Below are 13,711 nucleotides of genomic sequence, written 5' to 3' on the forward strand. Positions count from 1 at the left end.
GGCGCAGGCCATGGCTTGGCGCATCTACGCCGCATCGGCGACCGGAACTTCGCACGTCGGCAAAGGCATTCCCTGCCAGGACGCGTTCGCATTTCATGCGGACGGCGAACGCCTGGTCGCGGTGGTTTGCGACGGCGCCGGCTCGGCGTCGCGCAGCGATCAGGGCTCGCGCGTCGTCGCCGATACGGTGACGCGCGTGCTCAGCGAACGGCTGCGCGGCGATTCGACCGTGCTGGACGACGAACACGCGTTCGAGGCGCTCGCCAGCGCAGCGATCGAGACTGCGCGCGCGGCCTTGGTCGAGATGGCTGAAGCGGACAAGGCCTCGCTGTCGAGTTATGCCGCGACCCTGGTCGGGTTCGCCGGCGACGGACAGCGCGGCTGGTTCTTCCATATCGGCGACGGCATCGGCGTGGCCGAAGCGGCGTCGACGGACGAACCGGGCGTGGTGTCGGCGCCGGAGAACGGCGAGTACTCCAACGAAACCTATTTCGTCACCGGCGACGCCTGGCGCCAGCACCTGCGCGTACTCGCGGTGAGCGCGTCGACCGCGCGACTGGCGCTGATGTCCGACGGCGCGATGCCGTTCGCGATGGACAAGGGCAATACTGGCCTGTTCAAGCCGTTCATCGATCCGGTCGCGCGTTATCTGGCCTCGGTCGGCGAAGACGACGGCAGCCGCGCGCTGCTGGGCACGCTCGACGACCCGCGCACGCACGGCATCACCTCCGACGACAAGACCCTGCTGATCGCGTTGCGGGGCTGAGTCCGACGTCATGAGCACGTTGCCATGAGCCCCGACGTCATGCGTTTCCAGGTCGTCAGTGGCGCGGTGGTGGGCGATGGCGTCGCGGTGGACGCCTTCGCGACCGCGCTGGCCACAACGCACTCGCATGCTCATCGAATGAGCATGCGGCAAATGCGCCCGCAGCAAACGTGCTCGCAACAAACGGGCCCGCGTCCATGAGTTTGGTCACCGGCCAGACCATCCTGATCGGCTCGCGCCGTTCGCGCCTGGGCAAGCTGATCAAGAGCGGCGGCGCCGGCAGCGTCTACCTGCTGCCGGACGATCCCAATGCGGTGGCGAAGATCTATCACGCGCGGGTCGACCCGCCGAGTTACACCGATCGCATCGAAGCCATGCTCGATCTGCGTCCGCACTTGCCCGACCAGATCGAAGGCGGCAAGCGTTACGTGCAGATCGCCTGGCCCGATGCGGTGGTGCGCGACGAACGCGGCAAGTTCGCCGGCTTCACCATGCCGGCGCTGGACGTGGATTCCACCTCCGAACTCGAACAGGTGCTGCAGGAACGTCAGGCGCGCGCGGCCGGACTGCCGGTCGGGCTGGGCCACAAGATCACCCTCGCGGCCAATCTCGCCGCGGTGCTCGCGGCATTGCATCAGCAGCATCATTGCGTGGTCGATCTCAAGCCGGTCAACCTGCGTTTCTATCGCGCGTCGTTGTACATCGCGCTGCTCGACTGCGACGGTTTCAGTATCCAGGGCCGCGGCCGGCGTTATTCGGCGCCGCAGTACACGCCCGATTACCTCGCGCCGGAGTATCAGGCGCACAAGCTCGACGAAGCCGGCGAGGAAACCCAGGACCGGTTCGCCCTGGCGGTGGTGATCTTCCAACTGTTGAACTTCGGCATCCATCCGTACAGCGGCAAGCCGTCGTCGGATCGGGTGCCGACCGATATCCCCGGACGCATCCGCGAACGCTGTTACGCCTACGGGCTGCGCGCGAACCGGATCATGGCGCCCAGTCCGGTCAGCGCGCACGCGAGCATGCCGCAGGAACTGCGCGGCCTGTTCGATCGCGCGTTCGGCGACACGCCGTCGGCGCGGCCGCCGTCGTCTGAGTGGCGCGATGCGCTGCGCGCGTATGCGCAGCCGTCGAGCGGGCGGCTGGTGGTGTGCGGGCGCAATCGCGAACACCAGCATTACGCCGGTCAGCCCTGCGCGTCGTGCATACGCCTGGATCTGCTCAGCAAGACCGCGCGCAAGGCCAAGCCGCGTCCGGCCACTCAGCCGCAGGATCTGCCGCGCGGCTGGGCGGCGGTGATGCGCACGCCGGTGGCGACGCCACAACCGCGGCCGCAACCGGCGCCGCGCCGGTTCGGTGCGCGGCCGCCGTTGCCCGCATCGGTGCCGCAGCAGCAGATGCCGTCGGCGGCTTCGACTGTGCGGGGTTACCGACTTCAGACCTCGCGTTTGGTCGCGACCGCGCGCGCGGCGATGATCCTGGTGGTGCCGCTGGTGTTCGCCGCGGTGTCGTATCTGCTGCAGGGGTATTACGCCAGCCTGCGTAGCGCGGCCACTTCGCCGCTGGACGGCTGGATGAATCAGATCCTGCTGACCTTGATGGGCATCGGCTTCGTGGTGTTCTGCTATGTGTTCCTGGTGGTGCTGCCGCGGATGATCAAGAACCGATGAGCTGGCAGGGCCCACCACCGCGCTGGCATCCGCTGCGTTCGCCGCCGACCCGCTTCGCCTTGATCAAGGTGGCGGTGCTGCTGTTCTTCGTGGTGATCTTCCTGGCGCCGCTGACCGGCTGGCTGATGTCGATGCCGATGTGGCTGATGGATTTCATCGGCTATCTGGTCTCGACCTCGCGGCACAGCCCGAGCGAACGCTGGTTCCGCGGCGCGCTGGCCGTCGGCGGCGCGGTGTGCACGATCGCGGTGCTGTGGCGCGCGCGCGAGGACGGCGACGACGATCTGACCAAACGCGCGGTGATCGCCGCGAGCATCCTGGGGGTGTATCTGGCGGCGACCTATCCGGCGTCACGCGGCTCGCCGTCGCCGCGCGCCGAACGCGCCGCGCCTGGCCGCGCGCAAGCCGCGCTGTCGCCAGCGCGTGCGAGCCGCGCGCCGAACTCGCCGAACACCGTGCCGGCGAAGTGGGGCCAACCGCCGCCGCGGCTGCCGTCGGCCGACTACAACGCGCTGGCCGAACGCCTCGTGCGCGGCGCGGCGCGCAGCGCGGCCGGCGGCGATCCGTTCTTTCGCCAGCAACTGGCGATGCTCGGCGAACTACGCAAGGAGCGCGCGCCGGCCGAGGCCGACGGCGCGCGTTACGAAACCGCGATGCAGCGTTACCGGCGCAGCGTCGAAGCGGCCGTCGCGATGCGACCGGTGGGAGAAAAGGTTCCGGCCGAAAGCTACCTGCAGGCCGCGCGCAACGCAGATCCGAATTCGGCGATGGCCGCGCGCGAGCTCGGCGCGTGGCGCTTGCGCGCCTACCTGCGCCAGGTTCAGGGCGATGCCGACGGCGAGCCGGCGCGAGCCGACCATCTGCGCGAAGCCAGCACCGCGGCGCGGGCGATGTTCGTCGATGCCTTGCGCATGAATCCGTCCTACGACGGCGCCTGGCGCGGACTGGCCTGGAGCTGGCTGTACGACGATCCGGACCTGGCCCAGGGCGCGTTGACCATCGAGGCCGATCAGCAATTCGGCGCGGGCGGCGCCAAGGCTGTGCCCGCGACCATCGGCGCGGTCGGCGATGCGGCCGGCGCGGCGGGACGGTTCCGCTTCGAAGTGCTGGAAGCGCGCGCTCGCGCGACCGCGATGGACCTGCGCAATCTGTCGGTGCCCGGCGCTATCCAGGAGGTCGCGCGCTTGCCGTTGCCGACCGCCGTCGGCCAGGCCACCCGCACGGCCGCGGCGGCGGCGAAGCAGGCCGATGCGAAGCGTGTCGCGTCGCGCGCCAATGCGATCGATCGGATCGAAGGGCCGTGGCACGACGGCAGCTTGAAAGTCGCCGGCGCGGCCGACCTGCGGGCGTGGACCGATGCGGCGCGCGCGCAGGCGGCGAGCTTCGCGCCCGGCGCCGACCTCACGCTGGCGGGCTTGCCGCGCTATCGCGTGGTCAGCGGTTTCAAGTGGCCCAAGGGCATGGCCGAGGCGAGCCCGGCGGTGTTCGTGGTGCCCGAAAGAGTCGCGCGGCCCGGCGGCGATCCCGGCAATTCGCTGGTGCTCGACATCGCGCGCGGCGATTGCCAGGGCCATTACTGCGACGGCGTGGTGCGCTTGAATTGAGCCTGCTTCGGTTGAGCCGGCTTTGGTTGAGCGTGCTTTAGCTGAGCCTGCTCCGATTCAGCCTGTTCCGATTGAGCCTGCTCCAGTTGAGCAGGCGTTAGCTGCGCATGCTTTGGATAAGCCGGCTTTAGTTGAGCGTGCCCAAGCGGAGCGGGCCTCGGCCAAGCCCCGAGCCAAACCCGCTCACGCCAAACCCCGCCAGAAACAAATGCGCCGCCGGCCGCGCCAGGCCCGGCCTACGCCGCCGAGCGAACTCCGGCCGATGCGCGTGGAGGTCCCCACTGACGCGCATCGGCCGGACCGCTGGAACGAGGTACACAACTTCGACTCCTTTCCGAACGCACCACCCGGGCTTTGGTTTACACCGGCCCGTTCGGCAATTCGGACACGGTCGCACCGATGATCAGCGCGCGCTCGCTGCTGGTGGTGCCGGTGAAGGTCTGGGTCGCCGGGTCGGCCTTCCAGCCGGCGGCGAGGCTGCCGCCTTCGGCTTCGAAGGTGAACGGTCCGATCCGCAGCCCGGTGGCGGCGCGGAACGGGTCGGCGAAACGACGGAAGGTCGAGGTGGTGGTGCGGATCGCGAACGAGGGCTTGTAGCCCACGCACATGCCGTTCTTGATCAGGCCGAAGAAGCCCTTCTCGCCGAACACCGGCTGGCCGCGCGTTTCCACGGTGTCGCCGCCGAACGGGCTGTAGCCGTGGATGAACGGGCCGTCGATCATGCCGCGGGCGAATTCGCCGTCGTACCAGCCGCCCGGGCGGATGCCGATGCGGTCGACCGCCTGGAAGTCCAGCGACAGTTCGAGCTTGTTGTCGAATTCGAATTCGTCGATACGCTCCCAGCGGCCATTGATGCGGACCTGCCAGAACAGCTGGCGGATGCGGCTGCGGCGGCCGGCCCAGGTCTGGCCGAAGTCGTAGGGCGCTTCGCGATTGCTGAAACCCAGGGTCACGCCGCTGGGGCCGTGGCCGGCCTGGACCTTCGCGACCCAGTCGGCCGCTTCCTGTTCGACCCGCCAGTCGTGGACCTTCGGCAGCTTGATCAGGTTGAGGTCGGCGAAGCGGACCTGATGCGCTTCGTTGCCGCAGCGCAACTGGGCCTGGCCGAGTTCGGGCGATTCACACTGCGCGACCAGCGCGGCGTAATGGCTCTGGGCCTGGTTCATCGCCACTTCGGCCGCGACGATGCGGGTCTGATAGCCGGCGCCGCCGCGGCTGCCGAGCCATTCGGTGAAACTCGGACGATTGTCGTCGACCTGATTGGCGTAGGCCGAGGCGGCCGAGGTGGTGGCCAGGGTGTAATGGTTGGTCGCCACCACCAGCGCGTCGTCGGCGTCGTGCAGGTGCTGGCGCAGGCTGCGGTACTCGGTCTGCGCCGGGATCACGTTGAGGAATTGCTGGTAGGCCTGGTGGACGGCGTCACCGCTGGACACGTAGGCGCCGATCGCGCTCCATTGCGGCGCGGTCGAGCAGAAATCGTAGTGGGCCGCGGCGATGAAGCCGGCCTGGGTGCGCGGCCAGTCCCACGGCACCGACGGGTACATCAGCTGGAAGTCGTCGGGCGACAGGCCGATCGAATCGATCAGCGCGCGGTACAGCAGGCCCCAGGGCTTGTCGTCGAAGTCGCTGTTGGCGGCGATGTTGCCGGCGTCGAGGCGGGCGACTTCGAGCAGGCGCCGGTCCTGCGCGCCATGGCGGAATTGCGAGAGCGGACCCACGTCGTCCTGCGAATCGTCGGTGTCGCTGGCGCAGGGGTAGGGATACTCGGAATCGGACATGACGGTACTCCTGACTGCATCGCCGGATCGGCGCGTGGTGCCCGGGCCCCGCGCGCCGGCCGGCGTGTCGGTGTCCGGCCGTGGCACCCGCGGTCCGGATGCCGCGCAGGTTGGTCGTCGCCTCGCGCGCCTGCCTTACGGCAACCTTACGGAGCCGTTTTTCTTTTTTGGTCAATGAGTTGGCGTCAGCTCCGTCAGGTTCGCGAGGGCCGGTTTCGGCCGGTACGGGGCGCCGATTGCGCACGCGGCTCACCGATTCACCACCCTCGATCACCACCGGCGGCGGGCGCGATCGGGCCCGGTCGCGGCGGGCGGCGACCGTCAGGTTGCGGTAAGGCGGGGCGGAGGGAGAGGCGCGCAGGGTGAGCCTGCGGTCATCGCCGCAGCGCGAGGCAGGTGCATCGGGACGCCCGGTGCGGTCGCGTCAATGCACAACCCAGGAGAACGTCATGAACGCCAGACTCGTGAAGTGGTCGCTGTCCGCCGCGCTGGTCCTCGTCGTCTCGCCGGCCTTCGCCGCCGCGCCGCCGGCCTGCAAGTCGCTGCCCAAGGACGTGGCCAAGATGATCCAGTCGTTCGACACCTGCGCCCGCACCGAGAACCCGACCGTCGCCTGCGAGAAGCTGCAGTTGAACGCGCGGGTCTACGAGAACGACAAGGGCCTGCTGCCGCCGCTCGGCCCGATCGGCCCGAAGTATTGGCGCGCCGCGCCGGCCTTGCTGGGTTCGCCGCAGGGGCTGGTCTATCTGGTCCAGGAGAGCGCCAAGGGCCGGCCGATCACCCAGCGCTATTACACCGGCGACAGCTTCGGCAAGTTCTGCACGATCAAGAAGTAAGCGCTGGTTCGCTTGAGCGGACGCGTCGCGCGTCCGCGTTCGGGGCCTGTTGGTCCCAGGTTCGTATCCGTGTCGAGGCCTGTGCCGGCGTCGGCGCGGATGCTCCGGCCTTCGTCATTGCCTCGTCGTGGCCGGGTCGGTATGCCGCCCGAATCGTGCCGGTGGGTTGTCGCACTGCCGCGCTTCGGATCGCTGCGCGACCCCGTGCGGATCAGTCGAGCGCCGCGACGGCGGTTCGAAACCATTTCCCGCATGAAGCAAAGGCGCAGACGGTCACGGGCCGTCTGCGCCATCGGCATTCGCGTGGGATCAGCCGCGCTTCTTGATGATGCCCGGCGGCACCGTGCGCGGGTCGTTGCCGACCTGCGGATCGCAGGAGATCACCCGCAGGTCGTTGCTCTCCTCATCGCGCACCAGCACGGTGAAGAAGATCAGGGTCTGCACGGTGTTGCGGTTGTGCATGCTCACGCTGCGGCCGTCTTCGGCGACCTTCACCTTGTGGATCTGCTTGAAGGCGTCGGAGTTGAGCACGCTGACGATCTGGAAGCGCTGCGGCACCTGCGCCTCGAACTTGTAGGTGATCACCACCGGGCCGGCGCCCTGCACGGTCACCACGTCCGGCGCGAAGCTGTAGAAGTACTGGCCGAGTCCGGCGTTGCCGCCGAAGCCGACGTAGGCGACGGTCAGTTCGATCTCGATCGGCGCCGGATCGCCCTTCTTGCCCGACTTCTTCTGCTTTTCCGGCGCGGCGGCGGATTTCTTGCTGTCTTTCTTGCTGGCCATGAGCGGTTTCCTGGTGATTGGGATTGCTGCGGAGCGGCTTCGCGGACGCTCAGTAGAACGCGACGAAGCCGGGATGGCGGTAGCCGGCGCGTTGCAGCCAGGCGATCTGGGTGGAGGCTTGCGCGCGCGTGCCCAGGTGGACCTGGGTGCGCACCCAGGCTTCGAGCAGGTTGCGGTCGCGGGTGCCGGTCACGCGCTTGGCGAGCAGTTCGCGCACCCGGTTCCAGTCGTCGCGCGCGCGCGCGGTGTCACCGGCGCGCTGGTAACGTTCGCCGCGCCAGACCAGGCTGCGCGCGAGCATCGACAGGATCGGCGGGTCGTCCGGCGTCTGCCGGTGCAGCGCGTCGAGGTCGGCGACCAGTCGGTCGATCGCGGCCTGCGGCGGCGCCGCGGCGACCTGGTCCATGCGCAACCGCACCAGCAGGTCGAGCACGCGCCAGTCCGGCAACGGTTCGGTCTGTTGCAACAGCGGCGCCAGCACCTGCTGCGCGCGGCGCAGGCGTTCGTCGGCCAGTGCGGAAACGCCGCGCAGGTGCGCGACCCAGCCGGCGTGCGCGTAGGCATGGCCGAGGTTGCGGCGCCAGTCGCGATTGTCGGGCTGCTGTTCGACCAGCGCGCCGAGCAGGCGGATCGCTTCGGCGATTTCGTTTTCGGCATCGTCGGCCAGACCGCGATCGAGTGCGAGCACCGAACTGCGCAGCAACGAGGTCGCCAGCTTGCGCCGCCACGCGTCGGCTTCGGGCTCACTGTCGACCAGCTCGCGCAGCATCGCGGTCTGCGCGGCGTAACCCTTGGCGGCGTCGGCCAACTGGCCGCGCGCGTCCTGCGCGCTGCTCAGCCACGACAGGCTGTCGACCAGTTCGTAGCGCAGCGGTTTGTCGGCCGGCTTGGCCGCGAGCAGGGCGCGCTTGATCGCGACCGAGCGCGCGAACAGTTCGGCCGCTTCGTCGCTGCGCAGGCGCACGAAAGCCAGCGTGCCGAGGTTGTTGAGCGCGTACGACAGTTCCAGTTGCCAGCGCGGATCCTTCGGTGCGCGCGCGACCAGACCTTCGCTGGCGTGCAGATAGGCCTGCCAGTATTTTTCCGCCGGGTCGTACTGGTTCTTTTGATAGGCGTAATAGCCGAGCCAGTACGCGGTGGTCCCGGTCTCGGCCAACGCATCGAGCGAGTCGGGCGCGCCGGCTAGCGCGCGCCGCGCCGCATCGTCGGCGCGTTCGAACGCGGCGCGCGCTTCGTCGAAGCGGGCTTGGTTCATCAGCACTTCGCCGACCGTGCGCAATGCGCGCGCGTGGCTGACCAGTTCGCGCGGCTGCATTTGCGTTTCGGGCATGCGCTCCAGGTAGGTCAGGGCCTGGCTGCCGACGCTGTCGAGCAGTTTCAGATTGCCGATCGGACGCAATTGCTCGGCCAGATCGCCGAGCATGAAACCTACGAGTTGCTGGGCCTGATCGCGGCGTTGCTCGGCTTCGCGCCGCGCCTGCCAGGCCTGCAGGCCCAGCCCGGTCGCGGCGAGGGTCAGCACGCACAGGCTGGCGATCGCGCTGACGCGCAGCCATTGCTTGCGTCGTTGCTGACGCTCGGAGGCTTGCAGGAACTGGCGATCGTCTTCGCCCAGATCGTCGGGCAGACGGCGCGCGGCCTCGCGCGCTTCGGCCAGCGGCCGGCCGGGGTTGAGCAGGTGATCGGCGCGCCGGCCTTCCAATGCCCAGCGCCGGGTCGCGCGTTGCAGGCGTTCGCGCGCCTGCAGCAGTTGCCGGTTTTCGTTGGCCCATTCGCGCGCGCGCGGCCATTGCCGCAGCAGCGCTTCGTGGGCGACGCCGAAGCCCGGTTCGCCGCCGCTGAGTTCGCCGACGAACAAACGGGCGCGCACGAAAGCTTCGGCCAGTTCGCGCGCGGCCGCATCGTCCAGAGTCGACCACAGCACCCGCCGGCCGGTGACCGCGTCGCTGTCGGGACGCAGCACGATCAGCGCCGCGAGCACCCGTTCCAGGCTGGCCTGCGCGCTCGCCGGCAGCGCGGCATAGACCTGTTCGGCGCGATGCGCGAGCGCACCCTCCAGGCCGCCGAGTTCGCGATAGGTGCTGACGCTGAGCACGCCGCCTTCGTCCTGGCGTTCGTACAGCGCCTGCAGGGTGTGCTGCAGCAGCGGCAACGAATCGGGATGTTGAGCGGCGGCGTCGCGCAGCAGATCGTCCAGGCGCAGCGAGCTTTCCGGATCTTCGCCGAAACTCAGCCCGGCCAGCGCCGCGGGCGCGCGGATGATCTGGCCGATCTCGCCTTCGCGCGGCGTGAGCAGGTCGATATGGCCGTCGCCGGCCTTGAGTTCGGCCAGGCCGGGCACGCTTTCGATCAGGCGCGGGTAGAAATCGCTGCGGGTGATCGCGATCACCGCGACGCGTGGCGACGCGCACAGCGCGGTCAACGCGGCGCCGAACTCGGCGCGATCGCGCGCGTCGATGCCGGGCGCGGCGACCGCGGCCTCGGCGTGATCGACCACCAGCAACAGATGTGCGCGTTCGGCCAGATGCGCGGTGCGGCGCGCGAACGCGTCGTCGATGCGCGCATGCACCGCGGTCGGTGTGTCGCGCAATTGCGCCGCGAGGATCTCGGCCTCGCCGGGCAGGTACAACGGGCGGCCATCGAGCGACCAGTCGCACAAGCTCTGGGCCAGCCGCGCGAGCAGGTCGCCGCCGCGGCAGGCGCCCAGGTCGAAGTAGGCGCTGGTCAGCGCGTGCAGTCCGTCGAAGCCGCCATCTTGTTGCAGCAGCGGCATCACCGCCGCGCGCAGCAGCGAGGTCTTGCCGCAGCCGCTGGCGCCCGACACCAGGACGAAGCGGCGCTGGCTGTCGAGTTGTTCGCGCAGGGTCGCCAACAGTTCGGCGGTGGCGCGGCTGCGGCCGAAGAACACGCCGGCATGGGCCTGGTCGAACGAACGCAGGCCGACATACGGACTGCCCTGGGTCCACGCCGCCGCGCGCGGCAGGCCGCTGCGGTAGTCGTCGGGAAAGGTCACCCGCGCGACCAGGCGGTAGCCGCGCTTGCGGATGGTTTCGATGTAGTCCGGTTCGCGGCTGCTGTCGCCCAGCCGCCGGCGCAGTTGGGCGATGGTCTTGTGGACCGGGTTGTCGCCGTAGAAGGTGCCGCGCCAGATTTCGATCAACAGCTGTTCGGCGCTGATGACTTCGCCGGCGCGCTCGGCCAGCGCGATCAGCACTTCCATCATCCGCGGTTCCAGCGCGGTGGTGACGCCGTCGCGCACGATCGCCAGGCGGTCGGGCTGCACCAGCAGCGCGCCGATGCGGAACTGCGATACCGCCGCCAGGTTCTTGATCCGGTCGATGCGTTGGGGCATCGCAATGCACACTCGCGTTAGAGAAAGGTCGTTCGCGTTCGGGGACGGCGAGCATGGGCGGTCATGCATCCCCGTCGTCCGCGTCGGCCGATGCGGCGAGTCGGCGTGACGCCGGCAACGTCGCACCCCATCACGGCGTCAGGCAGGCGGGTTTTGCCTCACGCAAACTAACAAACCTGTCGCCATTCGTGTGGTTCTATCGATGAAATTTTGTGCGAGGCGGCTCGGCGCGTGGGGCTGATCGCGGCGTTGGCCGGTATCGGTGCCGTTTTGCGTCGGTCGCGGCGGCGAGGGTGAGGGGCGATTGCGCGAGCGAGGGATCGCGGCGTCCTCATGGACATCGGGTCGGTCCCGTCAGACCGGCCCCGACCAAGTCGATCCGATCAGGCCGTTGCGCGCGACGCGGAATAAAAAAAGCCGGCCGGGGGCCACCCCCCGCGGCCGGCAGACGCTGGCGGCAGAGGGGGATCGGCCGCAGCAATAGCGAAACAAGGGACGACCCGGGGCATCCGGGCCGATGATTTCATCGAAGCGCGCGCAAGGGCTGCGCCCAGCGGACGCGCCGCGCGATTCGGAAACAGGTGTCGCCGTGCCGGGGCAGGGCGGTGGCCACGAGCGCTATCGGGGCCGGCGCCGACAAGCGCCGACGCGACGCCGGCCGCGGTTCGCAGCAGACGCTGCGGGTGGCGCGGTCGTAGGCGATTGCAGTCGGGTGGCGTCGACATGCCACGACCCTAGCAGCGCGCGCAGACGCCGAACTTGACGCGGCTCACATTGGCGAGGGCGATGCCGTTGCGGCCTGACAATCGTCATCGATCGTGCCGCCGCCTTGCCACTTTCGTCTTAGCCTGGGATTCGCGATTGCGACGATTCGCGGCTCATGCGGCTCCCGACCCAAGTCCCGAGCACCAGCGCTACAACGCCACGCGCCCTGTAGGAGCGGCGTCCTACTGGATTTCCTTTGGTCACAAGTCGCGATCACGACGAACCTTTCGCCGCCGCCGCGCCATCACGCCAACCGCGTCGAGCCGCCACCGGAGCGAGGACTCATCCAGCTAACCGCTCAGCCGATTAGCTCAGCCGGCGCATTCCCGCGACCGCAACACCACCGCCGGCTTCTGCCGCAACACCTGCGCCACCGCCACGCCGAGCAAGGTCAACACCCCGCCGATCCAGTGATAGGTCTGCAACGGCTCGCCGAGCAACAACACCGCCAACGCCGCGGTGAACACCGGCGTGAGGTTCATCAGCACCGCGGTCTTGTCCGCGCCCAGGCGCAGCAGCCCGTGCATCCAGAACCAAGGCGCCAGGGTCGAGGCGAGTAGGCCGGCGTACAGCACCAGCGGCAGGTTGTGCGCGGTCAGCGCCACCGACGGCGCCAGCAGGAAACCCGGCAGCAACAGCGCGGTGCCGCAGACGATCTGCAGGTACAGCGATTCGCCGTTGGGAATCGGCAGCGCCCAGCGCTTGACCAGCACGCCGTACAGGGCATACGAGCACGCCGCCAGCAGCATCATCAATTCGCCGCGGCCCAGGCCCTGTTGCAGCAATTGCGCCGGATGGCCGCCGCTGAGCAGCCAGCTCAGGCCGGCGAACGAGATCAGCGCGCCGATCAGCATGCCCGGCGACGGCCGGGTCTTGAGCACGACCATGCCGATCAGCATCGTCATCGGCGGAATCGCCGCGACGATCAGGCCCATCGACATCGCGCTGACGCTGTGCGCGGCGAAATAGGCCAGCGACTGATACATCACCATGCCCAGCGCCGACAGCACCACCAGCTTGCGCCAGTACGGCCGCACCTGGGCGCGCAGTTTCCAGACCCGCGGCAGCAGGAACGGGGTCAGGGCGAGCAGGGCGACCAGCCAGCGATAGAACGAGATCGCCGCCGGGTCGATCGCGCCGGCCGAGAGTTTGCTGACGATCGTGTTGCCGGCCCAGATCAGCGTGGCCAGGATCGGCAGGAACAGGTGCATGGGGGACTTCCTGGCTGAAACAGCCGTTACAACGTGGGGCCGCTCATTCTAGAATGTCGGGTAATCGGCAGATGCCGATAACCAGACAGGCCATGACGGGCCCCGGACAAGATGCGTCGCAGCCGCCAGTTCCACTATCCCTATCGCTCGTTGCCGGGTCCGCTGCTGCTGCGCTACGAAGCGCTGGCGGTCGATACCGAGAGCGCCTTGCACCAGCATCCGTGGGGTCAGCTGGCGTTCGTCGAATCCGGCAGCATGGCGTTCGTGGTCGAAGGCCAGCCGTTTTTCGCGCCGCCGGGGTATGCGGTGTGGATTCCGCCGCGGATGGATCACACCTCGCACAACCGGCGCGAAGTGAAATGCCGGCTGATCAACATCGCCGAGCGCTACACGCCGCAGTTGCCCAAGGCGCCGGGCATCGTGCGCCTGCATGCCTTGTTCATCGCCGGGGTCGAGGATTTGTTCGATCGCGGTATCGAGATCCCCGACACGCCGGGCGACCGGCGCCTGGCGCGGGTGCTGATCGACAAGCTGCTGGCCACGCCGATGCTGCAACGCTTCGTGCCGCAAAGCGAAGACCGCTTGCTGGCGCCGATCCTCGACGCCTTGCAGCACGCGCCGGGCGACAACACCACGCTGGAGCAATGGGCGCAGCGTGTGCATACCACCGAGCGCACCTTGAGCCGTCGTTGCCGCGACGAATTGGGCATGTCTTTCAGCCAATGGCGGCAGCGCTTGCGCTTCCAGCAATCGATCCCGCTGCTGGAGCAGGGCCGCAGCGTGCAGCAGGTGGCGGCGCAGATGGGGTACGCGAGCGTGTCGGCGTTTATCGCGATGTTTCAGCAGTTCAGTGGGACTACGCCGCAGAAGTTTCGGAAGTGACGACGAGGGGCAGGCACTCCGAGGTCGCTACTTCCATCCACGCTCCCGTGCTTTTCCCCCCTTT

The 13,711-nt window shown here is 68.7% G+C and carries 11 protein-coding genes; 7 read left to right on the forward strand and 4 right to left on the reverse strand.

Annotated features, from left to right (window positions below):
* The first annotated feature begins 10 nt into the window (after positions 1-10).
* From ASD86_RS13475 to ASD86_RS13485, 4 genes are read left to right on the forward strand one after another with little or no spacing between them, the layout of a single operon-like run.
* A complete protein-coding gene (locus tag ASD86_RS13475; protein WP_056111221.1) occupies positions 11-766 on the forward strand; it encodes a PP2C family serine/threonine-protein phosphatase in 756 nt (251 codons plus the stop codon).
* A gap of 24 nt (positions 767-790) precedes the next feature.
* Complete coding sequence (locus tag ASD86_RS26770; RefSeq protein WP_157476603.1) at positions 791-967, forward strand: hypothetical protein; 177 nt, start codon at positions 791-793, stop codon at positions 965-967.
* Complete coding sequence (locus ASD86_RS13480) at positions 964-2,436, forward strand: hypothetical protein (RefSeq protein ID WP_056111223.1); 1,473 nt, start codon at positions 964-966, stop codon at positions 2,434-2,436. Before ASD86_RS26770 ends, ASD86_RS13480 begins: the two co-directional genes overlap by 4 nt.
* On the forward strand, positions 2,433-4,040 hold the full coding sequence (locus ASD86_RS13485; RefSeq protein ID WP_056111226.1) for a hypothetical protein: 1,608 nt from the start codon (positions 2,433-2,435) through the stop codon (positions 4,038-4,040). Before ASD86_RS13480 ends, ASD86_RS13485 begins: the two co-directional genes overlap by 4 nt.
* 359 nt (positions 4,041-4,399) lie before the next feature.
* On the opposite strand, the gene ASD86_RS13490 is transcribed toward ASD86_RS13485, so the two are convergent.
* Positions 4,400-5,818 (reverse strand): hypothetical protein, encoded by a 1,419-nt coding sequence (locus tag ASD86_RS13490; RefSeq protein WP_056111229.1) that lies wholly within the window; start codon positions 5,816-5,818, stop codon positions 4,400-4,402.
* Between ASD86_RS13490 and ASD86_RS26775 the strand changes: the two genes are divergently transcribed.
* A complete protein-coding gene (locus tag ASD86_RS26775) occupies positions 5,817-5,996 on the forward strand; it encodes a hypothetical protein (RefSeq protein ID WP_157476605.1) in 180 nt (59 codons plus the stop codon). The genes ASD86_RS13490 and ASD86_RS26775 overlap by 2 nt on opposite strands.
* Before the next feature lie 271 nt (positions 5,997-6,267).
* Positions 6,268-6,654 carry a hypothetical protein gene (locus tag ASD86_RS13495; RefSeq protein ID WP_056111232.1) on the forward strand — a complete coding sequence of 129 codons (387 nt, stop codon included), beginning with the start codon at positions 6,268-6,270 and terminating at the stop codon, positions 6,652-6,654.
* A 309-nt stretch (positions 6,655-6,963) separates the two neighbouring features.
* Here the strand turns inward: ASD86_RS13495 and ASD86_RS13500 are convergent, their stop codons facing one another.
* The 3 genes from ASD86_RS13500 to ASD86_RS13510 form a co-directional block, all read right to left on the reverse strand.
* Positions 6,964-7,437, reverse strand: a complete 474-nt coding sequence (locus ASD86_RS13500) for a hypothetical protein (RefSeq protein ID WP_235567754.1) — start codon at positions 7,435-7,437, stop codon at positions 6,964-6,966.
* 49 nt (positions 7,438-7,486) lie between these two features.
* The gene (locus tag ASD86_RS13505; protein WP_056111236.1) at positions 7,487-10,789 is read right to left on the reverse strand and encodes a winged helix-turn-helix domain-containing protein; all 3,303 of its coding nucleotides are present in this window, start codon (positions 10,787-10,789) and stop codon (positions 7,487-7,489) included.
* A gap of 1,076 nt (positions 10,790-11,865) precedes the next feature.
* Entirely contained in the window at positions 11,866-12,765 is a 900-nt protein-coding gene (locus tag ASD86_RS13510; RefSeq protein WP_056111240.1) for a DMT family transporter, read from the reverse strand.
* Between the two features lie 111 nt (positions 12,766-12,876).
* Here ASD86_RS13510 and ASD86_RS13515 point away from each other — a divergent pair, with 111 nt between their 5' ends.
* Positions 12,877-13,647 (forward strand): helix-turn-helix transcriptional regulator, encoded by a 771-nt coding sequence (locus ASD86_RS13515; RefSeq protein ID WP_056111243.1) that lies wholly within the window; start codon positions 12,877-12,879, stop codon positions 13,645-13,647.
* Positions 13,648-13,711 lie beyond the last annotated feature (64 nt).

Source organism: Lysobacter sp. Root690, assembly GCF_001427785.1.
Lineage (GTDB): Bacteria > Pseudomonadota > Gammaproteobacteria > Xanthomonadales > Xanthomonadaceae > Lysobacter.